The organism is Chengkuizengella sediminis (assembly GCF_010078385.1).
Classification (GTDB): domain Bacteria; phylum Bacillota; class Bacilli; order Paenibacillales; family KCTC-33759; genus Chengkuizengella; species Chengkuizengella sediminis.
This window is the reverse complement of record NZ_SIJC01000002.1, coordinates 339,221-362,813: the sequence shown is the minus strand read 5'-3', so window position 1 is coordinate 362,813 and position 23,593 is coordinate 339,221. Positions and strand designations below refer to the sequence as shown.

The following is a 23,593-nucleotide window of genomic DNA, read 5'->3' as shown; positions in this document are numbered from 1 at the left end:
GTATTGCTCCTCCTTTCATGAATTTATATGTTTGTAAACTTTACTTATGTGATTTTCTTATAGAGGACCTGATATTCCTTGTTTACGTATCATGAAGAAATGTCCACCAAGTAATCCAAGTAATGCACCTGGTAAGAAAAATACGTGTAATGCAAAGAACCTTGTTAAAGTTTGAGCCCCAACGATTTCTCCACCCTGTAAGAAGGTTTCAATATATTGTCCAAGGTAAGGAACTGAAGCAGCAATTTGAATTCCAACCTGTGTTGCGAAATAGGCTTTATTATCCCAAGGTAATAAATATCCTGTGAAACCTAATCCTAACATCACGAAGAAAATTAACATCCCTACAACCCAGTTCATTTCTCTAGGTGCTTTATAAGATCCTGTGAAAAATACTCGTAACGTATGTAAAAACATCATTACAATAACTAAACTTGCTCCCCAGTGGTGCATTCCGCGTACGATAACACCAAATGCAACCTTATGTTGTAAATAATCTACACTTTTGTATGCATTTACGATATCGTCTACATAATACATCGTTAAAAACATACCTGATAAAATCTGAATAACTGTGATGAAAAACGTCAGTCCACCAAAGCAGTATACGAATGCAGAGAAGTGATGAGCTGGGTTCACGTGCTCAGGAACCTCATGATCTGCAACGTCTCTCCACATCGGCGTGATATCAAGACGTTCATCTATCCAATTGTAAACACTTTTTAACATCTGATTTTTACGCCTCCTTTATTCTACCCTCGTATTCGGTTTGATTTGACTCAAATAAACAGAACCATTTTCAATTTTAACATCATACTCGTCCAAAGGTGCTGGTGCAACAGCTAAGTTTTTCCCGTCTTTCGTATAACGTGCTGCATGACATGGGCAAAAATATTCATTAGGATAACTCACATTCTTTTCCCACTCAACGGTACAACCTAAATGTTTACAAATCGGTGATAATGCAAAGACATCACCATTTGCATCCTTTGTGATCCATGCTCCAAATCCCTTATCGGACTCGTACCAACCATCAACAACATTTTTCTCAAATTTAACCGATGTTGGTGTTTCATTAATTTTCTCTACTTCAATAACCTTAACCCAATCTGATTCAGCTTTTGGTTGCAATAGTGGATCTACTGCAAATCTCAAATTAGCTATCAAAGGTAAACTCATCATGAATCCACCTGTGCCCCCGAGGGTATAGGAAAGGAATTGTCGACGAGACATTTCACGTCTTTTGACTGGTTTCCCATGTGATTGTTTCTCTTTATTATGATCTTGCACGTCTCTTTACCCCCTTTACTACATCTCACGTTATCATTTTGTTGATAAAATTCTCAACATACTAGAACATAATAATAATAGCCTACGACTAAGGGGTCGTCAAGAATGATCTGTATGTATAATTCTCATTAAACCTCCCTTTTGAAAAATGTAAGGAAATTGTCACAAGTTCAAAAATACAATTATTATCAATTTTGTTAAATCTCTTCGTGTAGTTTTTCCCAAGGGCTCATGTTTTATGTCCAATTATTGCATATATCTATTTTGAATCCCACAAAATGTTGAACATATCATCAATAGATGATTTGAAAAGTTGATAATGCATGAAATTTAAGGAGAATTTATGAGTCATTGTTATTATTCCACAAAGCCTGTACCTTATTTGAAATTTCTTCCTTTAAATTTGCATTCTCTTCTTCATTTTCACTTGGTGTCAATAACAAACCGAAATCTTGTAGATTTAAATTATGTATTTCTGAACGATGGCTTATTAAAATAATATACTTAAAACCTTGCTTTTTAAGATTAAGACAAATCGTTTTAAAATAAGATTCTAGATATTGTCCTTCTAGAGAAAAATGTACAGCGGGATATGTAACAACTCTCCCTTTAAATGGGATTTCAATCCACTCTAATATATCTCTCAAATCTTCCAGTGCCTTGGTTGTCTCCATCGGGTTTTCATCACCTGTTAAACCGGTATATGGAAGTACACAAGTATCTAAATATTCTTGGTGTTCTTCCCATATATTTTTTTCAATTTCGCTAAATTTCATTTATATTCTCCAGTCGTGTGATTTGAGTTCATATATTATTTTATTTCCTTTTATTAGAATTGTCCATACAAAATGTGAGAGCTTTTTTTATAACAAAAAAAAGGTAAATGAATGTATTCCATTTACCTTAAACTAAGCAGATGATTCGTTTATTGTTTTTAGCTCGGTTGTCAATTTAATAAATAAATCTTCATCTCCGTTTTGTAAAGCATTGTCTATTTCTTTATATAAGTTTACTTCACGGAATTTCCTTATAGATTCCTTAATAACGACTTCTGCATGGAGATCTAACAAAGCCTCATAAATAATACTCATATTACCCATAATATTACACCCTCCATCATTTGAAAAAGAAAATTTATGTGCTCATAATAAATTATATTCACTTACTTGATATAAGGTTTGGGATTTGACCACCCATTTTACATGAAATATGTCCAAATTTCATTTTTGATCTATTGGAATAATAATCGTATCTTCTTCATTGATATGTATTCCTTTTATGATGAGCGTGCCTATCTTTGTCATTTGAATAACTACACCTTTATTTTCATGTTCCCCTACTTTTAATAATCCTAGATGCATCATCATTTTAAAAACTCTTTCATCTAAGATGGAATTAACATCGTCATAATAGTATGGTTTTATAAAATCACTTAAAACTTCTTTCAAAGATGAGACAGTTACCCAATTTTGAGTTAATATACTTATCCAATGTACAATGGATTGAATGTTATGAATAGGTCCCTTATATAATCTAATCCAGAATCGATATACATTTTCTAACTTTTCCTTCTTACCTTCTCCCACGAACAATTTACCTTTTTCTGAACATACTAGAACCTCATTTTCTTCTTTTATGAAATCATTGAAGTAACAGTAATCATATATGAGTGAAAATCGATTTGGATAATCTTTAAACATTCTTCCATAACCAAACCTCCATTCTCCTTTTTGAATCGGGTTCTCTTGAATTGAAAGTTGATTTAGAAATTGAAAAAGTGATCGTTTATACATTGTTCCTGAGGCGGTTAAATGAACTTCCTGCATATGGTATAGCTCTTTTAAAAAAACATATATATCTTGAGTTATCAAATTAAATTCATCTCTATATAAATCAGGTTCTTCTATATGTTCTATCTTCTGTTGGAACTCATAAGATATCAAATCCACAAAACGCTTTTTCAGATCCTCAGGAAATTGGAACAAATATTTTGTTTTATGGGAGACACCATTAAATATCCAACCCCTTTTTTTAAACATAGAAATCGTGTCTCTAGGATTTGTTTTTTCATTGTCATCTTCTGTAAACCTAGTATTTTTCACTCTAGCCAGTAATTCTTCGAGACTAAATGCCTCTCTTTTTTCAAAAATGACCATATTGATAAAGCGCAAATCTTCAACACTAAGCTTTTTCAGATTATCTTCAAACACATCTTTTCGATTAATCCTGGTTAAAATGGACTGTATTAATTCATTTTTCGAATGACTACTACATTCACATTCATAATATCTCGCAATACGATCTAATTGCTGAATATCCGCAAAGCTTAACATGTCTGCTAAATTCATAATGGTACCTCCAAAAACTACACATATTTCTAGTACCATTATGGGATTCTAAACAAAAAATATTCATAATATTGGAAAAAAATATTGTTTGAGGATACTTATTGATTTTTTTTACTATAAATGAGGAAAATTTTTATCTTGATTTCGAGGATTTATTCTTGGATGAAAGGGCATGATTCACTTTTTGGGGTATTTACAGATGTTCAGTACAATTCAAAAGAATTGACTTCCATTGATGCCTCTCTTTTTCTAATATTGTAATTGAAGTATTTTGAATTTTAGAATCAAATTCAGCCAATAGCTCTCTTAATAGTTGATTTATTAAACCACCATGACTTACAATAAGAACTCTCTTATTGCGATATAATTTCTGAACATCCTCTATTACCTCTAGACCTCTATTTTTTAATTGCTCGTCTTCTTCAATTTCCAATTCTAAATTTTGATGAATTGCATGCCAATCATCCCCATACTTTTGGATTCTATCTTCATAGGATAACCCCTCTAGTGCTCCCAAATATCGTTCTCTTAACCTTTCATCGTAGGAAGATACCACAAGATTTAGTCGCTTTGCTATAATGGATGCCGTTTCTTTAGCTCTTGATAAATCACTGCTCAAAATAATATCCCATTGACTATCAACTAAACGATTTCCAAGTGCAGCTGCTTGTTCTTTTCCCTCTTCATTTAAAGAAATATCTCTGTGTCCTTGAATGATATGTTTTTGATTCCAATCTGTTACCCCGTGTCTTACTAATCCAATTATAGTCATTATTCATTACCCCTTCATCTTTAATGTATGTTCTATTTAATAAAACTTACATTGAGTTCATCTTTTAAAACACAAAAAGTCCCCTACCTCATTCAGAAAAGTGGAGACTCGTTGGATTTAATTTTCATTATATAATTAAGTTCTAATTCTTGTGAACCAATTTAATATTAATATGGCACCAATAACTCCTAATAAGGAAAGTACAATTAAGTAATCTGGAAAACTTGGATCTGAAATGATTTTTACTTGCAAAGGGTTATTAATGCTAGCAACAGTTACAATTCCAGACGTTGGTTCAACTGGCTCTACATTGTCTGCTTGAAATTTATTCGAGATAGACAAGAATAAACTCGTCACAAAAATGGCAAAACAGAATGAGATTAGAAGAGTAATATTCCTTTTAAATTTAAAAGATAAGGAATATATTCGATCTTGAATAGGGACCTTCCAAGATTCCTCCATATAAATTCGATCCATGACAGAGCCAGATATATTCTGGTTCGTTTGAAACGGATGCTCATCTTCTAATGAAGAATTCATATGTATAAAATCATGGCTCTTTTCCCAAATTTCAAACTCTTCGGCACATGAAGTGCAAGTTTTAAGATGCTGGTCTATTTTTGTTCGTTTAAAGTTCTCTTCTGGCAAATCCCAATACAAAGCAAATGACTCTTGAGCCTCTTTACAGTTCATTTTATTTCATCCCCTCATACTCCTCATATTTAGGTTCATGAAAGTATGGTTCCAATTGATTTTTCACACTAACCCTAGCTCTAAACAGCAACGATTTTACTGAACTAATTGTTTGACCTAATATGTTTGCAATTTCCTGATAGTCTAGTTGATTGTATTCTCTTAATATAAGTGCAGATCTTTGTTTTTCAGGTAAATTATTTATAGCTTCTCTTACCAAGGAAACTTTTTCATTCCTTAGAATCGATTGTTCAGGCATTGTATCAAAAGCTGCTAATGGAATATATCCACTATCATCATCAATAGATACCTTTGTGTTTTTATGTTTACGAAGTTCACTCAAAACGGTATTTCTAGCAATAGTATACAACCAAGTAGAAAAAGAAGCCTCTACTTCCCTAAATGTACTCAAACTACGATATGCTTTATAAAATGTATCCTGACATAAATCTTCAGATGAACTCTCCAAACCTGAGCTCTTCAACATATTGTAAATAAATGAATAAATTTTACGCTCATAACGTTTAATTAGTATTGAGTATAGTTGTGTATCTCCATCTTTTATATCTCTGATCAACTGGGAATCAGTCACTATAAGCGTACCCCCTAGTTCAAAACTCCTCCCCAGTGTATATATATTTTTACTACACTAGGGATAAAAAGTTGCGTTGTTTTATTAAAAAAATCTTTCATGTATTCTTAAAAAATGTATTCATTTAAAATTAATTCATTCACATAAATATGTATTTAGAATCTAGTATTCAGATAAAAATTAACATTTTTCTTTAATATTGTAACTGTGGCAAAGATTTAATTTTAAACCATATTAGAAAAAATTTCAAGCGCTTAACTACTTCAATCATACGTTATTTTCACTATTATAACATGACTTTCAAAAAAAAAAGTTACAATCCCATGAGAATACTTGATGAAACTCACACAAAAAGAGGCAAAAAAAAGCCACCTTCATTTAGAAGGTGGCTGCACATATTCCATGTGCTTATATTTGGATAGGAGTGGAGAGAAACCATACTGTAGTAATAGTATAATGTATACGTTTTCATTTTGTCAACATCTTATTTTCCAATCCCCTTAAAAGCAAAAAAATTCGAATAAAATTGGCTCGTTACTTTTTAAATTTAGTAACGAGCACGATACGATTATATTTTTAAAAATGGACTGAGTAAGATAATATTTTCAGCACATGTACAGCATTTTCTAAATCATCTTCATCTCTAAATGATAGCCTTAAAATACCTGGAACTTCACCGCGGCTTTCGATAATTTCAATATTTTTCAGGCTAATTTTACGATTACCTAATTCAGAGGTAATATGTCCAATTACACCAGGATGATCGGGTATATCAACATAAACATCAAAAAGTGATGTGATCACTCCTTTTCTACGTTCAGGAAGTTTACTTCGAAAATCACTTGCAAATTTAAATTGATCCTCAACACCTTGACCATCATCCATTTTTAATAAGTCAACAAATTTTGAAATCTCCATCTGCCAATCATTCAAGAGATGTAATAAGATATTTTTATTATTTAATAAAATATCCCTCCAAATTACAGGGTCACCTGAAGCAATACGTGTAAGGTCTTTAAATCCACCAGCAGCCAGACGTTCATACAGATCATTCTGATCATTATACTTAGAAATTTGATTAACTAAGGAAACTGCTATAATGTGCGGTAAATGACTGATTGCACCAACAATATCATCATGTGTGGAAGCATCTACTTTAATAATTTGTGATTTTGTATAGGTTAATAAATCCTCTAGTTTTTGATAAATAGGATCAGGGACTTCAGGATCAGGTGTAAGCACATAAAATGCATTCTCAAACAAATATGAGGACGCAGCATCAACTCCTGATCGCTCTGAACCTGCCATCGGATGACCCCCGATAAAATAACCATTTTGTAGAGAAATAGATCTAGCACAAGATGTAATGGACTCTTTGGTACTGCCTACATCGGTTATGATGCAATTCGCTTTTAAAGGAAGTTTACTTAATTTTACCAAATAATCCTCCAACAATCCTACTGGCACACAAAGAAAGATAAAATCTGAATCCAGTGCTGCTTCTTCTATAGATGTAGTCGCCTCATCAACGACTTCTTTTTCTAGATATTTTTGGACGGATTTAAGATTGTTTGAATGACCTACTACTTTTATGTTCGGTTTACCCTTAAAACATAAAGCAAGCGACCCTCCAATTAAACCTACACCAAATATTGTAATTTTTGTCATTATATTCACTCTTTTTCTATGAATTCAAAGATGTCATTAGAATTAATTCACTTCTTTTAATACTGATTTTAATGCTTCTATGAACTCTTCATTTTGTTCTTGTGATCCTATCGTAACACGTAAAGAGGTAGGAAAGCCAAGTTGGTGACCACCACGAACGATAATCCCTTTTTGGAGTAAACCTTGAAAAACTTGATCCGCCTGTTTTTTTACATCAACCATCACAAAATTTCCATATGCAGGATAGTAGGATAACTCCATGTTCTTAAACTGGTCTGTTAAATAAGCTAAACCTATTTTATTTTTCTTACGACAATCTTTAATAAAATCCTGATCTTCTACTGCCGCTAATGCAGCAGTTTGAGCAAAACTTGTAGTATTAAATGGTTCTCGCACTTGATTGATCGTATGAATAACATCTGGATGTCCAATTCCATAACCGATTCTTAGAGAGGCTAATCCATAAATTTTTGAAAAAGTCCTTAAAACAACGAAGTTTTTAAATTGTTTTAATAGCGACAAACTGTCAGGAAATTCATTCTGCTCATTGTATTCTGCATATGCTTCATCAAATACGACAAGCACATCACTTGGTACTTTAGAGAGGAAGCTTTTCACTTCTTCATGATGATTTATGGTTCCTGTTGGATTGTTTGGGCAACAAATCCAAATGATCTTTGTATTCGTTGAGATTCTTGTTAACATTTCATTTAAATCATGTGTTCCTTCTTTTAAAGGAACTTCAATAGAAACTGCCCCTTCGATTTCAGCATTATGTTTGTATTGTGGAAATGTAGGAGTCGCCATAATGGTTTCGTCTCCTTTTACAAGAAAGGCACGTGCAATCATTAATATGACTTCATCTGAACCTGCTCCAATAATCAATTGATTAGGAGATACATTATAAAACTCACTTAACTTTTCAATTAGTTTTGTACTAGCACCGTCAGGATATATATTTGTATTCTCAAATTCTGTCATTAAAGCTTCTTTTACATTGCTAGAAAAACCATATGGATTTTCATTTGAAGCAAGTTTAATGATTTTTTCTAAACCATATTCTGTTTTTACTTCGTCGGTAGATTTTCCAGGTTTATAAACTGGTAAATGAACAATATTGGACTTTGGATGCATACCGCTTCACCTCTTCAATCAATAAATTTACACACAAAAGTAAAACACATCTACTAAGGGCAGATATCTTTTTAAAACAAGACTATTCTTTTAATTGTGCCACAAATTCACGAATTTGCAATAGCCCTTTTTCTTTCGTTTCTTCAGATTGCAGTAACGGTAGTTGTTCCTCTATATTACGAACGATTGCACTTCCTACTACAACACCATCACAGTTCTTTGCAAATTTAGAAAACTGCTCACTTGTAGATATCCCGAAACCTATAGCTACTGGTAAATCAGTTGATTGTTTTACAAGAGATATAAAATCATCAATGCCATCATAAAAGGATGAACGAACTCCCGTTACACCTAATGAAGACACACAGTATACAAATCCCGCTGCTTTTTTTGAGATACTAGTAATTCTATCTTTTGACGTTGGTGCCACAAGTGGTACGAGATGAATTTGATATCGTTCAGATATAGCTCTGACTTCTTCATCTTCTTCAATCGGTAGATCAGGTATAATGACTCCGCTAATTTGATGTACCTGTAATTTCTCAAAAAAAGATTCAAGTCCAAATTGCAAAACAGGATTATAGTACGTGAAAAGTATAAATGGTAGAGATACATTTTCTTGTCTAGCTTTTTTTGCAATTTCCAAACAGCTTTGGATGTTGATATTATGTTTCAGTGCTCGTTGAGAAGCTCTTTGAATCACTGGACCATCAGCTAACGGATCTGAATAAGGAACGCCTAATTCAACAATATCAGCTCCAGCCTTTTCTAATTCTTTAATAATTTGAATGGAGGTTTCTATATCAGGATCTCCCATCGTTAAAAATGGAATTAGAGCGGTTTTGTCCTGTTTTTTAAGTTCATTAAATTTTTGATCAATCAGATTCATAATGGTCCCCCTCTAAGTAATGCATAATAGACTCAACATCTTTATCTCCACGCCCAGATAAACTAACAACTATCACTTGGTCCTTATCCATTATGGGAGCGATTTTCATCGTTTGAGCAATCGCATGAGCACTTTCCAAAGCTGGAATGATGCCTTCTGTTCTACTTAACAATTTTAATGCTTCCAAGGCTTCTTCATCCGTAATGGGAACATACTCTGCTCTTTTTGTATCTTTCAAATAGGCATGCTCGGGACCTACGCCAGGGTAATCTAAACCTGCTGAAATGGAATGAGCTGGTTGAACTTGTCCGAATTCATCTTGTAATAAATAACTCATAGAACCTTGGAACACCCCATGTGTTCCTTTTGTCATCGTTGCTGCATGTTGATCAGTATGAACACCTTTACCCGAAGCTTCAACACCAATTAATTTCACGCTAAAGTCATTAACAAATGGATGAAATATACCTATTGCATTACTCCCACCACCTACACAAGCAATCACTGTATCTGGTAGTTTTCCTTCTGCATCAATAATCTGTTTTCTAGCTTCTTCACCAATAATTCTTTGGAAATCACGTACCATCATCGGATATGGATGAGGACCTACTACAGAACCCAAAATATAAAATGTATCATGAACATTGCTAACCCAATATCGTAAGGTCTCATTCCCAGCATCCTTCAAGGTACGGGTTCCTGAAGTAACTGGTATCACTTCTGCTCCTAATAAGTTCATACGAAACACGTTGAGCTGTTGTCTTTTGGTATCTTCTTCACCCATAAAAACTTTACATTCCAAACCTAATAATGCAGCTACGGTAGCTGAAGCTACACCATGCTGACCAGCCCCAGTTTCAGCTATAACTTTCTTTTTACCCATTCTTTTTGCGAGCACACCTTGTCCAATTGTGTTATTAATTTTATGTGCTCCTGTATGATTTAAATCTTCACGTTTTAAATAAATCTTGGCACCACCGAGATGTTCACTCAATCTTTCAGCATAATATAACGAAGTGGGACGTCCAGAATATTGTTTTAATAAATAACGGATTTCATCTTGAAATTCTTGATCCTTTGAGTAGTGTTTGTATGCTTCTTCTAACTCAATTAGCGCGTTCATTAATGTTTCTGGAACGTATTTCCCTCCGAATTTTCCGAATCTTCCTTGTGCATCTGGTACATTAAACATTTACTCTCACCCTTTCAACAAAGGTTTTTATTTTTTTGACATCTTTTATTCGATTGGTTTCAACTCCACTTGATACATCCACTCCATCTGGAGCATAAGTTGAAATTAATGACCTTACATTATCTACATCTAGTCCTCCTGCAACGATCAAAGGGACATTATTTTTCTTCGTCCATCGTTGAACAATTGGAATCAATTCCCAATTAAAGGTTTCTCCAGTTCCACCACCAACAACTGGATCATAAGTGTCCAACATTAACGCATCAATTTGATTTACATATGGATTTAGTAGTTTTGAACATTCTTCATCAACTTGTTCATATGAGTTGGTTGAATCATCCCTCATCACAATCTGATGCAAGTTTGAAAAAACTTTAAATACTTTTACATTTAGAGATTGCTTCACCCATTTACAAAATTCAGGTGACTCTTGACCATGTAATTGTATGATATCCAATGATGCATGTCTAACCGTTTCTTCGAGTTCTTGTTCACTTGGGTTGACAAAAACACCTGCGGTTTCTGGAACCTTGATATGATGATTTCCTAAAGCTTGAATCATATCAGCTACTTGCCCGGGTGTTACTTGTCTCCTGCTTTTTGCAAATACAAAACCAATATAATCAATAGGTAGATTTAACATCGATTCAATTGTTGGCACATCTAAAATCCCACAAATTTTTACCACTAGATTATTCATGATCTATCTCCCATAAGCTGATTTACTGCCAGTTCTACACTATCTTGTCTCATAAAATGTTCACCTACAAGTACTGCTCCAGCACCTTTGATCAATAGGTGTTTTATTTGTGATGCATTTGAAATCCCACTTTCACTAACTACTGTCACCTCTTTCGGAATATGTGTGATTAAAGTTTCCGTAGTTTGAATGTCTGTTTCAAAGGTTTTTAGATTGCGGTTGTTGATCCCAATTAAAGATACATCCAATGATAGAACTTGTTCTAATTCTTCTAAATCATGAACTTCTATCAATGTATCCATTCCTAAATCAGTTGATAATTTTGTTAATTCACGCATCTGTTCCATCGTTAGTAATGCTGCTATTAAAAGAATCGCATCTGCTCCAATAATTCTGGCCTCATATATTTGTAAAGGATCAATAATAAATTCCTTCCTCAAAAGGGGGAGATTCACTACTTCTCTAACTTGCTTTAAATACTTTATAGATCCTTGAAAATATTGCTCATCAGTTAATACGGAGAGGCAGTCCGCTCCAGCTTTTTCATAACTTTTTGCGATTTCAACAGGGTTAAAATCTTCACGAATTAAACCTTTGGAAGGTGATGCTTTTTTGACTTCTGCAATCAAACCCATAGATCTATTTTTAGTTTTCGTTAGCGCTTTTTCGAATCCTTTACAAGGAGGTAAGGTCGAAATAATGTTTTTATAATTCCTTATGGAAAATGCACTTTTTAAACGTTCAACTTCTTCTTTTTTCGTTGCTACAATTTGATCAAGAATCATGGCTTATCTCCTTTGTAAATTGCACTAGTTCCTCTAGTTTCGCAAATGCTTCCCCACTATCAATTATATTGGCAGCGATTTTGACACCTTCCTGTAGGGATGAACAGTGATCAAATACATAAAAACAAGCCCCTGCATTTGCCAATATAATATTTCTACGAGCTCCTTTTTCGCCTTTAAAAACAGAACGTATGATTTCTGCATTTTCTAAGGCATCTCCACCTGCTATTTCTTCTACGGGATAACCCTCAAGCCCTAAATCATCTGGGGTAATATCATATGTGTTTATAATTCCACCTTTTAATTCACTTACTTGAGTAGGAGCTGAGATACTAATTTCATCTAATCCGTCATAACTAGAAACGACAAGTGCTCTTTCTAAATCCAATTCACGTAAAACAGAAGCAATAAGCTCCGTTTTGCTACGGTCAAATACCCCCATTAGCTGTCGATCTGCATTTGCAGGGTTCGTTAAAGGACCCAACATATTAAATACAGTACGAAAGCCAAGCTCTCTTCTTGGCGTTGCAACATTTTTCATGGATTCATGATATTTTTGTGCAAACATAAAACATATACCCACATGATCAATACATATTTGTGCTTGATTATGATCTAGATTAATATTTACTCCTAATGCTTCAAGTACATCTGCACTTCCACTTTTACTAGACATGGCACGATTGCCATGTTTCGCAACACGGATATTACCTGCTGCTGCTACAATGGCGGATGCTGTGGAAATATTAAACGTATTCGCACCATCCCCACCTGTTCCACATGTATCTAACAATGGATGATTCGTGGTCTGAACTCTGTAGGATTTGCTCCTCATCGTTTCAGCAAAACCAGTAACTTCTTCAATCGTTTCTCCTTTTATTCTTAACGCAGTTAAAAGGCTTCCGATTTGTACTCCTGTTGCACGACCTTCCATCATTTCTTCCATCACTTGTCGAGCTTCATCTTTAGATAAATGGTTTCCATCTAACAATTTTGACAACACATCTTTGATCACATTCGTTTCCATACTACTCCCCCTCGACAAAATAAAAATTTTTAAATATAAATTTTATTAATAATAATCCTGATTCACTAGATTAGATTGCTCTTTGTTAAACCACACCTCAGCCAATCGAATTGCTTTAAGCAGTGCTTTTGCCTTATTGACTGTTTCTTCATATTCCTTTTCTGGAACTGAATCCCACACGATACCAGCACCTGCTTGCACATAAGCTTTTCCATTTTTAAAAATAATCGTACGAATGGTAATACAGGTATCTAAATTGCCCGAAAACCCTAAATAACCGATTGCCCCTGCATAAGCTCCCCTAGCTTCATTTTCAAATTCAGCTATAATTTCCATCGCTCTTAATTTAGGAGCACCTGATACTGTTCCTGCTGGTAAGCAAGAAATAAAAGCATCAAAAAAATCTTTGTCGTCTCTAAGTTTTCCAGACACGTTGGATACTATATGCATTACGTGTGAATACCTTTCTATTTCCATAAACGTATCACATTCTACAGTACTGAACTCTGCCACTCGTCCGATGTCATTTCGACCTAAGTCAACTAACATAAGGTGTTCAGCTAATTCTTTAGGGTCAGAAAGAAGATCCTTTTCGAACTGTAAATCTAATTCTTCTGTTTCCCCTCTTGGTCTCGTACCTGCAATCGGTTTAGTTTGGACACGACCTCCTTCAACTCTCACTAGAGATTCAGGAGAAGTTCCTACAATGATCTCATCTTCCATTTTTAAATAATACATATATGGTGAAGGATTCATGGTTCTAAGCACCCGATATACATGTAATGGTGAAATTTCTGTTTCAATTTCAAACCTTTGAGAAAGCACAACTTGAAAAATATCTCCTGCCCGAATGTATTCCTTTGCTGCTTCCACATTATTCATAAATTGATTTTTGGTTACATTAGATTGTATACGTTCTAAATCTACATCAGGTATTTGATTATGCGCCATCGGTGGCACTGCTAAAGGTTCTTGTAATCTTAAAATAGTCTCATCAATACGTCTGCATGTTTCACTATATGCTCTCTCAATTTCCATTTCTGTTGCCTGATTTGGCACATGTACATTAGCAATAATTTTTACCTGTTGTTTAAAATGGTCAAAAACAATCACTTCGTCACAAAACATAAATTGTATATCATTCATTTGCAAATCATCGATGTCATGTGCAGGGAGATTTTCGTAATATTGTAATAAGTCATATCCAAAAAAGCCAACTGCTCCCCCTGTGAATCTTGGCAAATCAGGTAATGCCGGACTAGAATATGAACTAAGCAGTTGTTTCAAAGCTTCAATAGGCTGATCTTTCACATTTTGTTTTTTACCATGTTTGTTAATCGTTATGTTTCCATTTTTACCTTGGATAATTAAGAATGGATTTTTACCTATGAAGGAATATCTAGCCCAATTTACCCCTCCCTCAACACTCTCTAATAAAAAAGCATTTCTCTCTTGATGAAAATGGTTAAAAACTCGTATTGGGGTTTCAATATCAGCTAATATGTCACGTACAATGGGTATTAAATTATATTTTCTTGCTAGTTCCTTCACTTTTGTTATTTTTGGATAATACATACATGATCAACTCCTTCTGATGCAATAAGATCTTAAAATATCAAAAAACCTCTGCTTTAACATAGCAGAGGTTTGTCATATGAATTATGAAAAAATAGTCCGTTTTAATATACCCCAAATAAAGAAACAATTCACTTCAATTTAATAATTACAAAAAATTCAAAAAAACAAAGTTACATAAATTGACAATCAAAAAATAATAAACTTGTTTTCATAGCTTCTGTAATTATAGAAAATGGGGCACTATATTTAAAAATCTCATCTATTCTACTTTGGACTAAAGATCCATCTATTCTCATCTAACTAAACTCTACTATTCTAAATTTAATATACACTATGAAAAACAAATAAGTCAACTTGGTTTTAAATCAGGACGAAGTTTTGTTGCTTCGCTCAAATAAACATGTTTCATTTCATTTTGTTGTTTTGTTGTGTTGATCTGAACCATTAAACGAATACATCTAGGCAAACTTCCAGGTACATCGATTTCCAGTGAACACATCAAAGGTACAAGCTCCCATCCACTCATTTGTCGTATCGTTCTAGCAGGAAACGTTGCAGTAATATCATGTGTTACCGTGACAAACACACTACAAATGTCATCAGGTTTCACATCGTTTTCCTTTATAATCGTTTTTAATAATTCAGAAGTAGCATCTAATATTTCGGTCTCCTCGTTATGCTCTACCGTAATTGCTCCTCGTATTCCCCTAACATACATATTTTATTTATTCCTCCAATCTTAAGTGTTCAACTATCTCTCTAATCAAATCTATGGATATTCCTCTTTGAATATGCGCTTCTCCAATATCTTTTAATATTGTAAACACTACTTGTCCTTCACTAAATTTTTTATCATGTAACATAGCTTCCATAATCTCATCCACATTTAAATGGTTTGGAATTTGAATAGGCAAACCATATTTTTTAAAAACAGATTTTGTTTCTTTGTAAATACGCTCTGGATATCCAAGGTGTACAGATAACTTTGCCGCGCCAACCATGCCAATTGCTATCGCTTCACCGTGTAAAAGTTCATTGTAGTTCGATACCGCTTCTAAAGCATGTCCGATCGTATGTCCAAAGTTTAAGATTGCTCTTAGTCCATTTTCACGTTCATCTTCAGATACAACATGAGCTTTAATTTTACATCCATTGTATAGTGCATATTCCAGTGCTTCAGTATCTAATGCTAACAATTTTTCTGCGTTTGTATGATTCCACTCTGCAAATTTAGCATCCCATATGAGACCATGTTTAATTAATTCAGATAACCCTGCTTTAATTTCTCTCTCAGGAAGAGTTTTTAAAGTTGAAGTATCATATAAAACCATTTGGGGCTGATGGAAAGCTCCAATGATGTTTTTTGCTTTCGGATGGTTCACTGCAACCTTTCCGCCAACGCTGCTATCATGAGCGAGAATAGTTGTTGGAATTTGTACAAAAGGGATTCCTCTCATAAAACTTGCAGCTACAAATCCAGCTAAATCTCCGACCACTCCTCCACCCAAAGCAACTATAGATGATTTCCGATCTAAACCTGCATCTAAAGCAACTCCAATAATTTTTTCAAGCATCGTTAAAGATTTAGAAGTCTCACCAGCAGGAACGATATATTCACAAACTTTATAGCCACTCTCATGTAAATGATCTTTTACTTTCTTTAAATGTAAAGGAGCAATATTGTCATCTGTAATAATCATTAGTGGAGAGCGAGGGTTAATCTGATGCTTCCCAAAATAAGTACTTATTTGATCTAAAATGCCATCACCGATATATATAGGATAGGAACGATCGCCCAAATCAACAAGTAATTGTTTCATTTTTAGTAACGCTCCAACTGCTCTAAGTAATTATTTATATTATTACGAACCTCTTCAATGGAGTCTCCACCGAATTTTTCCATCAATGCACTTGCTAGTTCCCATGCTACAACATGTTCCATAACTACACTAGCAGCTGGTACAGCACAGCTGTCAGAACGTTCAACTTGAGCTGTAAATGGTTCCTTTGTATCAATATCTACACTTGCCAAAGGTTTGTATAATGTAGGAATAGGTTTCATTACTCCTCTAACAACTATGGGTTCACCATTAGTCATGCCACCTTCAAATCCACCTAAACGATTCGTCTTACGATGATACCCTTTTTCTGGGGTATATAAAATCTCATCATGTACTTGTGAGCCTCGAATTGAGCCTGCTTCAAAACCAATCCCAATCTCACAGCCTTTAAAAGCATTGATGGATACAACAGCTTGGGCAATTCGTCCATCCAACTTGCGATCCCACTGAACATGACTTCCAAGACCAATCGGAACACCTTCTATGATACACTCCACAATACCACCAATGGAGTCTCCTTCTTTTTTCACTTGATCAATATGAGCAATCATTTTTGCTTCTGCTTCTTTATCTACTACTCTTACTGGAGATTCTTCTGTGACACGGATCAATTCATCAATTGGAATATTTTGGACTTTCGCTTCCACTTCCCCTATACGAATAACTTGACCTGCAACTTTAATTCCGAATTCAGCAAGAAGTTGTTTTGCAACAGCACCTACCGCTACCCTTGCTGCCGTTTCTCTAGCACTAGAACGTTCAAGTACATTTCTTAAATCTTTATGATTATATTTCAAGCCTCCGTTGAGGTCTGCATGTCCTGGACGAGGTCTATGCACGCGTCTTTTTTCTTCGTCTGATCCTTCAATTGGCTCTATATTCATCACTGTTGTCCAATGTGTCCAGTCTTTATTTTCTACAACTAATGCAATTGGAGCTCCTGTAGATTTCCCATGTCTTACTCCACCTACTATGTTTGCTGCATCCTTCTCAATTTGCATTCTTCTACCGCGTCCATACCCTTTTTGACGTCGCTGCAACTCTCTATTTATTTCTTCAAAATTAATTTTCAAATTACTTGGCATACCTTCAATAATTGCAGTTAACTGAGGTCCATGTGTTTCACCGGCTGTTAAATATCTCACTCATTAAATCCCCCTTCATTTTTTTCCACATGACGAATGTCCGTCTTCCATTCCTAGAATTCATGTTGATAATTATAGTATAGTTGAGTACAGTTGACAAGAAAGCAAAAAACACGCTAGCTATTTTGCTTGACGTGTTTTTTATTAGGATGAAAACTTTCTATCCTAATATTAGCTTATTTTTATATCTTTATCTCACTTTTTGTGTTTTTTGCTGATCCGACCAATTTGAATCATGAACAAGCCTCATAATCTTTACTGAATCTAATCCTAAGATTTGAGCACATTCCTGAGTGGTTAGAAACCCCCGTTGATAAGCTTCTATCACCTTTCTTTTATCCATAAGAGAACCCTCCAAGTATAGTGTACTCCCATTAGGAATAGTATGGGTAAACTTGGAATCTTTTATTCGTAATAAAGTGATTACTCTTTTGTACTCCACATTAGTTTTAGAGTACCTCGACTAATATCAACCACATCCTTGTGCCCAACGTCGACATCAGAACATCCTTTTCTAGTAAGTCGCACAAAAGAGTAATTCACTTAGGTGGGGAAAGGGCAATCAATTGGTCATCTTCCTATAAAAGAACATATCCTCTGTATCAAGTTGATAATCTTTAGGCGAAAAAATTTGCTCTGTACTCCCTACAAATAAAATACCACCTGGTTTTAGAGCATTAGAAAATTTCTGATACAGTAAATGTTTTGCCTCATTCGTAAAATAAATCATAACATTACGGCAAATAATCAAATCAAAATGAGTATCAAAAGGATCTGATAAAAGATTCTTTTTTTCAAAACATATATTTTTTTGTAATTGACCAGCTGCTTTATATAAAGACTGTTCTTTTTTAATGTATTTAAAATATTTTTCTGGTAAATCACGTAAAGAGCGTTCATCATACTTACCCTCTTTTGCTTTTTCCAGCACACGTTCATCTAAATCAGAAGCAATAATTTTATATCTAGAAGACTGAGTCTGTTCAGCAAAAATCATGGAAAGCGTATAAGCCTCTTCCCCTGTGGAACAGCCTGCACTCCAACATACAAGCTGTTCTTTTTGAGTTAGTAGTTCAGGAATGTATTTTTTCTCCAATAAACTCCAGCGATTTGGATTTCTCCAAAACTCAGATACGTTTATGGTCATACGGTCTAAAAACTCATCCATTAAATCAGGATGTTTTAATATGTCTTTTAAATATTCCTGAAAATTTACATAGCCTCTTTTATTTTTTAACATAGTAAGTCTACGTTTCATTTGTGTTTCTTTATACTGGGATAGATCAACATTTATATGTTGCTTTAGATTCCCAATAAATAAGCGATAATCCTTATCTAAATCTAACATATGAGATTTAGATCCAAGACATTAAGGATTTTTCGTAGGATACTAATTCTGATTCATTAAAAATGTTTTCTATTTCTCTTGCAGCGCTTTCATTACTATCTGAACCATGAATAATATTTAAACTCATGTGTGCAGCAAAATCACCACGAATTGTACCTGGTTGAGCATCCACAGGGTTCGTTTTTCCAATCATCATTCTAGAAATTTCAATGATATTATCCCCTTCCCAAACCATCGCAAAAACAGGTCCAGAAGTGATAAAATCAATTAACTCACCAAAGAAAGGTTTTTCTTTATGTTCTTCATAATGTTTTTCTGCTTGTTCCTTACTTAGAACAGTGAATTTCCCAGCTAAAAGTTGAAAACCTTTTTGTTCAAATCGAGTGATAATTTCACCCATAACACTTCTTTGAACCCCATCTGGTTTAATCATTAAATATGTTTTTTCCATGTTTAACCCTCCACTAATGTGATATATAAGTAAATGCAAAATTACGACAAGGTAAAGTTACCTTGTCATAAGTTAGTATTTACGACTCAAAACAAAGTCTGCAATTTCATGTAAATGCTTTTTTGTTTTTATATCAGGTAATTGATCTAATTGTTTAACTGCTTTATGTATATAACGATTTGCCAAGGTTTCTGCTTTATCAATGCCTCCACTATTACGAATCAGTTGGATGAACTCGTTCACATCTGACTGGTCCTCTGATTGTTTTATTCTATTTATAAGTGATAATAAAGACTCTTTCAAATCCTTTTCTTGTAGAGCATATATCATTGGTAGTGTAATATTTCCCTGTTTAATATCACTACCTGGTGGTTTTCCTATCTGTTTTTCAGTCCCACATAAATCCAAAACATCATCCGTTATTTGAAAAGCCATACCTACATTGTAACCAAATGAATATAGAGTTCTTACCACCTTTTTAGGTGCTTCGGCAGCTAAAGCCCCTAACTGACAGCTAATCGCAATTAACAATGCCGTTTTTCGACGAATTCGAAGTAAATAATGGCGAACAGATTGATCTGTATTAAAGAAATCACGTATTTGTTCCATCTCACCAATACACATCTGAACGATAGATTTGGATAAGATTTGATGTATTTTTGGATTTTCTAATTGAGTGACCACAGTTAAAGCTTTAGCAAATATATAGTCTCCTGTATACATAGCGATTTTGTTATCCCATTTTGCCATAACGGTTTGTTCGCCTCTGCGGGTTATTGCATTATCGATCACGTCATCATGAACTAGGGTTGCCATATGAATAAGTTCTAATGCAGCTGCAACATTTTTCAAATTTTCTAAATGATAGTTTCCAAATTTTCCTGAAAGCAATACAAATACAGGACGAATTCTCTTTCCTCCTGCTTTTAACAAATGTAGTGAGGTTTCATTTAAAACGTCATGATTGGATTGAATACTTCTTTCAAGTTCACTCTCTATATATTGAATATCTTTTTTATAACGTGCGTAGATGTCTATTAGCTTCATTATATCTCCTATAACATCAAGATTTTATAATTTCGATAACGCTTGGTTTGTCCACATTTGAATGGGGACTTGCTCTGGTATGAGATTCATCTCTCTTGCAAACTGATAATATAACTTTAACCCATTTTTTTGTAATTGTCCAAAGTCATGACTTAATTCAGAAAAATATTTTATCCAAAATGACTCTGATCCCCCAATTCTAGCTTGTGCCTCTTTGATCATCTCTTTTTTATCATTTAAACCAAACTCTTTACTCTGCTTTAGTAAACTAAATATATGTTGAACCATTTTAGGATTATGATCAGCGATATCTTTTCGAACAGCCCAAACTGCAAATGTCATCCAACTATCCGTTAAGTTCGTCCAAAGCTCACCTAAATCTGTAACTTCATACTGTGAATTCGCCCATTTAGCTTGAATGGCATCGTCCCCTATCAACAATGCACCTTCTGCTTCCTTCATCATTTCATCTAATTGAGGAGTGGAGTAACAATATTCAGGATTTCCATGATAAAATTTATGAATAATAATTTTCAACAAATTAACAGAGGTTGCTGAAGTTGTTGGGAGTGCAATTTTTCGATTCACAATTTGCTCTAATGGTTTTTTATGAAATAATAAAATTGAATTCACTTTACCAAAAGAGCTTACAGATAAATCAGGAAATAACACATAATTTCGAAATGATTCTGCATAGGCAAAAGAAGAAATAGGGGCCATGTCTAATTCTCCTTCTGATAGAGCTTTATTAAGTTTCGTAGGCACACCCGATACAAATTGTATTTGATTTTCAAATTTCTTTTTAGGAAAATGATATAATATAGGCCATATATTGGTGTAATTAATTTCCCCTATTTTAATCAAATCCATTTTTCGACTCATCTAAATCTCCCCATCTAGTAAACATATTATGTTTTATCCCCATCATATCTAAAACTTTACCCACCAAAAATGAAACGATATCATCAAGTGTTTTAGGTTTATAATAAAAAGCAGGCATTGCAGGTATGATGGTTGCACCTGCCTTTGATAATCTGAGCATGTTTTCCAAATGTATCATATGAAGGGGTGTTTCTCTAGGTACGACGATTAATTTTCGTCCTTCTTTTAACATAACATCAGCTGCACGTTCCATCAAATTATCCGACATTCCATGTGATATCCCTGCTAAGGTCCCCATAGAACATGGTATAATAACCATGCCTTCTGTTTGATAAGAACCACTGGCAATACTAGCTCCAATATCCTGAATTGGAAAATAAGAATATTCCCCTGGAAATAATGAAAAATGTTTATTTAGTGTCTCTTGTCTCTGAGATACGTTCCAGTTTAATTCTTCTTTGAGAACACGCCAGCCAGCATCTGTAATTAAGATTTTAACATGATATCCTAACTCTAATAAAACCTCACATAACCGCACACCATAAATAGCCCCACTAGCTCCTGTAATTCCTACAATCCATTCTTTATCAGTTTCAATCGATTGACTCATTATTTTAGCACCGCCAAATCAATTAACGTGAATACGAAAACGATGACACTCAGTACACCATTCATTGTAAAGAATGCTGCATTTAATTTAGACAGATCATTTGGTTTAACAAGTTGATGTTCGTAAATCAACAATAAAGCCGCAATAATAGTTCCGACTAAATACCACCAGCTTAAATTGGCTAAAAACATAATACTCACTAATCCTATGGCTGTTATGAAATGAAGGAGTTTGGCAATTTTTAGTGCATTTGCTATTCCAAATGAACTTGGTATGGAAAATAGCCCTTCTTTTCGATCAAATTCTATATCTTGGCAAGCATATATGATATCAAATCCAGCTGTCCATAAAGCTACAGAAACAAATAAAATGATTGCAGTTATATTAATATCACCGGTAATGGCTATCCAGCCGCCTAAAGGAGCTAAAGCTATGGTAAAGCCAAGAATAAAGTGACATGCCCAAGTAAATCTTTTTGTATATGAATAAAAAACTAAGAAAAATACGGCAATTGGTAACAATTTAACAGCTAATGGATCCAATTTTGCCGAAGCAAAAAACAATAAAGCAAAAGACAAAACAATAAATAGTATCACTTCTTTAGAAGAGAGTAAACCTGCTGGAATAGCTCTTGCTGCAGTTCTCGGATTTTTACCATCTATAACTTTGTCTATCACTCGATTTAATCCCATTGCAGCACTTCTAGCCCCAACCATTGCTAAAATAATCCAACCGATTTGTACCCAGGAAGGTAAATGACCATTCATCATATATGATCCTAAAACAGCCCCCATAAAAGCAAAAGGCAAAGCAAATATCGTGTGTTCAAACTTAATCATCTCAAGAAATACTTTAGTTTTCTTTAACATCACTCTGATTTCCCCTTTGTACCAATATGAAGTGCTGCAATCCCTCCAGTTAAAGGATAGGCTTGAACCTTATTTAAACCAATTTCCTTAAATATGTTCGCAAGTTCCTTATGATCAGGAAATGTGATCAACGATTCTGGCAGCCATTTGTATTGCTCATATTTTTTGGCTACTAATTTTCCAATTAAAGGAAGAACTCTATTGAAATAAAAATAATATATGGATTTAAAAGGCTGCCAAGTAGGTTTTGATAATTCCAAACAATAAACTTGTCCACCCGGTTTAACAACTCTTCTCATTTCTTTAAGAACTTGCCTGAGATCAGGAACATTTCGAAGTGCAAGACCGATTGTCGCATAATCAAAGGAATTATCTTCAAATGGTAACTCCATTGCATCTCCGTGCACTAAGTCAATTTGATCATCCAACCCAGAAGATGATACTTTTTTCTTACCCATTTCTAACATGTTCAAACTGAAATCAAGACCAACAATTTTCCCATTTTTACTTTCCTCTGCCATACTAATTGTCCAATCACATGTGCCGCAGCATAAATCAATCGCTGTCTCGCCTGGCTTCATATTCATTTTTTTCATCGTAAATTTACGCCATGCTTTATGGCGTCTAAAACTTATAATATCATTCATTACATCATACTTAGGTGCAATATTTTCAAATACAGAGTGCACAAATTCTTTCTTTGCGTTTCCTTCCAATTTAATCACCTTTTTT

General features: G+C 34.2%; 27 protein-coding genes. All 27 read right to left on the bottom strand.

The window, feature by feature from the left end; all coding sequences use genetic code 11:
* Positions 1-57 precede the first annotated feature (57 nt).
* Positions 58-729 carry a menaquinol-cytochrome c reductase cytochrome b subunit gene (gene qcrB / locus EPK97_RS06290; RefSeq protein ID WP_162035751.1) on the bottom strand — a complete coding sequence of 224 codons (672 nt, stop codon included), beginning with the start codon at positions 727-729 and terminating at the stop codon, positions 58-60.
* 18 nt (positions 730-747) lie between these two features.
* Positions 748-1,290, bottom strand: coding sequence for a Rieske (2Fe-2S) protein (locus tag EPK97_RS06285; RefSeq protein ID WP_420826776.1), 543 nt, complete (start codon positions 1,288-1,290; stop codon positions 748-750).
* Positions 1,291-1,631: 341 nt separating this feature from the next.
* Positions 1,632-2,066 (bottom strand): DUF2487 family protein, encoded by a 435-nt coding sequence (locus EPK97_RS06280; protein WP_162035750.1) that lies wholly within the window; start codon positions 2,064-2,066, stop codon positions 1,632-1,634.
* A 132-nt stretch (positions 2,067-2,198) separates the two neighbouring features.
* Positions 2,199-2,390 carry an IDEAL domain-containing protein gene (locus tag EPK97_RS06275; protein ID WP_162035749.1) on the bottom strand — a complete coding sequence of 64 codons (192 nt, stop codon included), beginning with the start codon at positions 2,388-2,390 and terminating at the stop codon, positions 2,199-2,201.
* Positions 2,391-2,510: 120 nt separating this feature from the next.
* Positions 2,511-3,638: a hypothetical protein gene (locus tag EPK97_RS06270; RefSeq protein WP_162035748.1), complete on the bottom strand. Its 1,128-nt coding sequence runs from the start codon at positions 3,636-3,638 to the stop codon at positions 2,511-2,513.
* A gap of 193 nt (positions 3,639-3,831) precedes the next feature.
* On the bottom strand, positions 3,832-4,410 hold the full coding sequence (locus EPK97_RS06265; protein ID WP_162035747.1) for a histidine phosphatase family protein: 579 nt from the start codon (positions 4,408-4,410) through the stop codon (positions 3,832-3,834).
* A gap of 135 nt (positions 4,411-4,545) precedes the next feature.
* Positions 4,546-5,103, bottom strand: a complete 558-nt coding sequence (locus EPK97_RS06260) for an anti-sigma factor family protein (protein ID WP_162035746.1) — start codon at positions 5,101-5,103, stop codon at positions 4,546-4,548.
* Position 5,104: 1 nt separating this feature from the next.
* A complete protein-coding gene (locus EPK97_RS06255; protein WP_162035745.1) occupies positions 5,105-5,695 on the bottom strand; it encodes a sigma-70 family RNA polymerase sigma factor in 591 nt (196 codons plus the stop codon).
* A gap of 576 nt (positions 5,696-6,271) precedes the next feature.
* Complete coding sequence (locus EPK97_RS06250; RefSeq protein ID WP_162035744.1) at positions 6,272-7,363, bottom strand: prephenate dehydrogenase; 1,092 nt, start codon at positions 7,361-7,363, stop codon at positions 6,272-6,274.
* Positions 7,364-7,405: 42 nt separating this feature from the next.
* Positions 7,406-8,497, bottom strand: coding sequence for a histidinol-phosphate transaminase (gene hisC, locus EPK97_RS06245; protein WP_162035743.1), 1,092 nt, complete (start codon positions 8,495-8,497; stop codon positions 7,406-7,408).
* An 82-nt stretch (positions 8,498-8,579) separates the two neighbouring features.
* Positions 8,580-9,386, bottom strand: a complete 807-nt coding sequence (gene trpA / locus EPK97_RS06240; RefSeq protein WP_162035742.1) for a tryptophan synthase subunit alpha — start codon at positions 9,384-9,386, stop codon at positions 8,580-8,582.
* Positions 9,373-10,578, bottom strand: a complete 1,206-nt coding sequence (trpB, locus tag EPK97_RS06235) for a tryptophan synthase subunit beta (RefSeq protein ID WP_162035741.1) — start codon at positions 10,576-10,578, stop codon at positions 9,373-9,375. The genes trpA and trpB overlap by 14 nt, the downstream gene beginning before the upstream one ends.
* A complete protein-coding gene (locus tag EPK97_RS06230; protein WP_162035740.1) occupies positions 10,571-11,278 on the bottom strand; it encodes a phosphoribosylanthranilate isomerase in 708 nt (235 codons plus the stop codon). Before EPK97_RS06230 ends, trpB begins: the two co-directional genes overlap by 8 nt.
* A complete protein-coding gene (gene trpC, locus EPK97_RS06225) occupies positions 11,275-12,063 on the bottom strand; it encodes an indole-3-glycerol phosphate synthase TrpC (RefSeq protein WP_162035739.1) in 789 nt (262 codons plus the stop codon). The genes EPK97_RS06230 and trpC overlap by 4 nt, the downstream gene beginning before the upstream one ends.
* Positions 12,053-13,090, bottom strand: coding sequence for an anthranilate phosphoribosyltransferase (trpD, locus tag EPK97_RS06220; RefSeq protein WP_162035738.1), 1,038 nt, complete (start codon positions 13,088-13,090; stop codon positions 12,053-12,055). Before trpD ends, trpC begins: the two co-directional genes overlap by 11 nt.
* 45 nt (positions 13,091-13,135) lie before the next feature.
* Positions 13,136-14,665, bottom strand: a complete 1,530-nt coding sequence (gene trpE / locus EPK97_RS06215; RefSeq protein WP_162035737.1) for an anthranilate synthase component I — start codon at positions 14,663-14,665, stop codon at positions 13,136-13,138.
* 352 nt (positions 14,666-15,017) lie between these two features.
* On the bottom strand, positions 15,018-15,386 hold the full coding sequence (aroH, locus tag EPK97_RS06210; RefSeq protein ID WP_162035736.1) for a chorismate mutase: 369 nt from the start codon (positions 15,384-15,386) through the stop codon (positions 15,018-15,020).
* Positions 15,387-15,393: 7 nt separating this feature from the next.
* Positions 15,394-16,488, bottom strand: coding sequence for a 3-dehydroquinate synthase (gene aroB / locus EPK97_RS06205; RefSeq protein ID WP_162035735.1), 1,095 nt, complete (start codon positions 16,486-16,488; stop codon positions 15,394-15,396).
* Between the two features lie 2 nt (positions 16,489-16,490).
* Positions 16,491-17,654 (bottom strand): chorismate synthase, encoded by a 1,164-nt coding sequence (aroC, locus tag EPK97_RS06200; RefSeq protein ID WP_162035734.1) that lies wholly within the window; start codon positions 17,652-17,654, stop codon positions 16,491-16,493.
* A 190-nt stretch (positions 17,655-17,844) separates the two neighbouring features.
* A complete protein-coding gene (locus EPK97_RS21360; protein WP_170295473.1) occupies positions 17,845-17,997 on the bottom strand; it encodes a hypothetical protein in 153 nt (50 codons plus the stop codon).
* A gap of 219 nt (positions 17,998-18,216) precedes the next feature.
* The gene (locus EPK97_RS06195; protein WP_162035733.1) at positions 18,217-19,002 is read right to left on the bottom strand and encodes a CheR family methyltransferase; all 786 of its coding nucleotides are present in this window, start codon (positions 19,000-19,002) and stop codon (positions 18,217-18,219) included.
* A gap of 7 nt (positions 19,003-19,009) precedes the next feature.
* Positions 19,010-19,453 (bottom strand): nucleoside-diphosphate kinase, encoded by a 444-nt coding sequence (gene ndk / locus EPK97_RS06190; RefSeq protein ID WP_162035732.1) that lies wholly within the window; start codon positions 19,451-19,453, stop codon positions 19,010-19,012.
* Between the two features lie 72 nt (positions 19,454-19,525).
* Complete coding sequence (gene hepT, locus EPK97_RS06185) at positions 19,526-20,500, bottom strand: heptaprenyl diphosphate synthase component II (RefSeq protein ID WP_162035731.1); 975 nt, start codon at positions 20,498-20,500, stop codon at positions 19,526-19,528.
* Positions 20,501-20,524: 24 nt separating this feature from the next.
* Positions 20,525-21,382: a menaquinone biosynthetic enzyme MqnA/MqnD family protein gene (locus EPK97_RS06180; RefSeq protein WP_162035730.1), complete on the bottom strand. Its 858-nt coding sequence runs from the start codon at positions 21,380-21,382 to the stop codon at positions 20,525-20,527.
* Positions 21,357-21,992 carry a UbiX family flavin prenyltransferase gene (locus tag EPK97_RS06175; protein ID WP_162035729.1) on the bottom strand — a complete coding sequence of 212 codons (636 nt, stop codon included), beginning with the start codon at positions 21,990-21,992 and terminating at the stop codon, positions 21,357-21,359. The genes EPK97_RS06180 and EPK97_RS06175 overlap by 26 nt, the downstream gene beginning before the upstream one ends.
* On the bottom strand, positions 21,992-22,861 hold the full coding sequence (locus EPK97_RS06170) for a UbiA-like polyprenyltransferase (RefSeq protein ID WP_162035728.1): 870 nt from the start codon (positions 22,859-22,861) through the stop codon (positions 21,992-21,994). Before EPK97_RS06170 ends, EPK97_RS06175 begins: the two co-directional genes overlap by 1 nt.
* Positions 22,861-23,583, bottom strand: coding sequence for a demethylmenaquinone methyltransferase (locus EPK97_RS06165; RefSeq protein WP_420826779.1), 723 nt, complete (start codon positions 23,581-23,583; stop codon positions 22,861-22,863). Before EPK97_RS06165 ends, EPK97_RS06170 begins: the two co-directional genes overlap by 1 nt.
* Between the last annotated feature and the right edge of the window lie 10 nt (positions 23,584-23,593).

Excerpts from the sequence above, each read along its gene's own strand:
- qcrB (WP_162035751.1), bottom strand. The coding sequence starts at position 729 with ATGTTAAAAAGTGTTTACAATTGGATAGATGAACGTCTTGATATCACG.
- EPK97_RS06280 (WP_162035750.1), bottom strand. The coding sequence starts at position 2,066 with ATGAAATTTAGCGAAATTGAAAAAAATATATGGGAAGAACACCAAGAA.
- EPK97_RS06275 (WP_162035749.1), bottom strand. The coding sequence starts at position 2,390 with ATGGGTAATATGAGTATTATTTATGAGGCTTTGTTAGATCTCCATGCA.
- EPK97_RS06270 (WP_162035748.1), bottom strand. The coding sequence starts at position 3,638 with ATGAATTTAGCAGACATGTTAAGCTTTGCGGATATTCAGCAATTAGAT.
- EPK97_RS06265 (WP_162035747.1), bottom strand. The coding sequence starts at position 4,410 with ATGACTATAATTGGATTAGTAAGACACGGGGTAACAGATTGGAATCAA.
- EPK97_RS06260 (WP_162035746.1), bottom strand. The coding sequence starts at position 5,103 with ATGAACTGTAAAGAGGCTCAAGAGTCATTTGCTTTGTATTGGGATTTG.
- EPK97_RS06250 (WP_162035744.1), bottom strand. The coding sequence starts at position 7,363 with ATGACAAAAATTACAATATTTGGTGTAGGTTTAATTGGAGGGTCGCTT.
- hisC (WP_162035743.1), bottom strand. The coding sequence starts at position 8,497 with ATGCATCCAAAGTCCAATATTGTTCATTTACCAGTTTATAAACCTGGA.
- trpA (WP_162035742.1), bottom strand. The coding sequence starts at position 9,386 with ATGAATCTGATTGATCAAAAATTTAATGAACTTAAAAAACAGGACAAA.
- trpB (WP_162035741.1), bottom strand. The coding sequence starts at position 10,578 with ATGTTTAATGTACCAGATGCACAAGGAAGATTCGGAAAATTCGGAGGG.
- EPK97_RS06230 (WP_162035740.1), bottom strand. The coding sequence starts at position 11,278 with ATGAATAATCTAGTGGTAAAAATTTGTGGGATTTTAGATGTGCCAACA.
- trpC (WP_162035739.1), bottom strand. The coding sequence starts at position 12,063 with ATGATTCTTGATCAAATTGTAGCAACGAAAAAAGAAGAAGTTGAACGT.
- trpD (WP_162035738.1), bottom strand. The coding sequence starts at position 13,090 with ATGGAAACGAATGTGATCAAAGATGTGTTGTCAAAATTGTTAGATGGA.
- trpE (WP_162035737.1), bottom strand. The coding sequence starts at position 14,665 with ATGTATTATCCAAAAATAACAAAAGTGAAGGAACTAGCAAGAAAATAT.
- aroH (WP_162035736.1), bottom strand. The coding sequence starts at position 15,386 with ATGTATGTTAGGGGAATACGAGGAGCAATTACGGTAGAGCATAACGAG.
- aroB (WP_162035735.1), bottom strand. The coding sequence starts at position 16,488 with ATGAAACAATTACTTGTTGATTTGGGCGATCGTTCCTATCCTATATAT.
- EPK97_RS21360 (WP_170295473.1), bottom strand. The coding sequence starts at position 17,997 with ATGGATAAAAGAAAGGTGATAGAAGCTTATCAACGGGGGTTTCTAACC.
- EPK97_RS06195 (WP_162035733.1), bottom strand. The coding sequence starts at position 19,002 with ATGTTAGATTTAGATAAGGATTATCGCTTATTTATTGGGAATCTAAAG.
- ndk (WP_162035732.1), bottom strand. The coding sequence starts at position 19,453 with ATGGAAAAAACATATTTAATGATTAAACCAGATGGGGTTCAAAGAAGT.
- hepT (WP_162035731.1), bottom strand. The coding sequence starts at position 20,500 with ATGAAGCTAATAGACATCTACGCACGTTATAAAAAAGATATTCAATAT.
- EPK97_RS06180 (WP_162035730.1), bottom strand. The coding sequence starts at position 21,382 with ATGAGTCGAAAAATGGATTTGATTAAAATAGGGGAAATTAATTACACC.
- EPK97_RS06175 (WP_162035729.1), bottom strand. The coding sequence starts at position 21,992 with ATGAGTCAATCGATTGAAACTGATAAAGAATGGATTGTAGGAATTACA.
- EPK97_RS06170 (WP_162035728.1), bottom strand. The coding sequence starts at position 22,861 with ATGTTAAAGAAAACTAAAGTATTTCTTGAGATGATTAAGTTTGAACAC.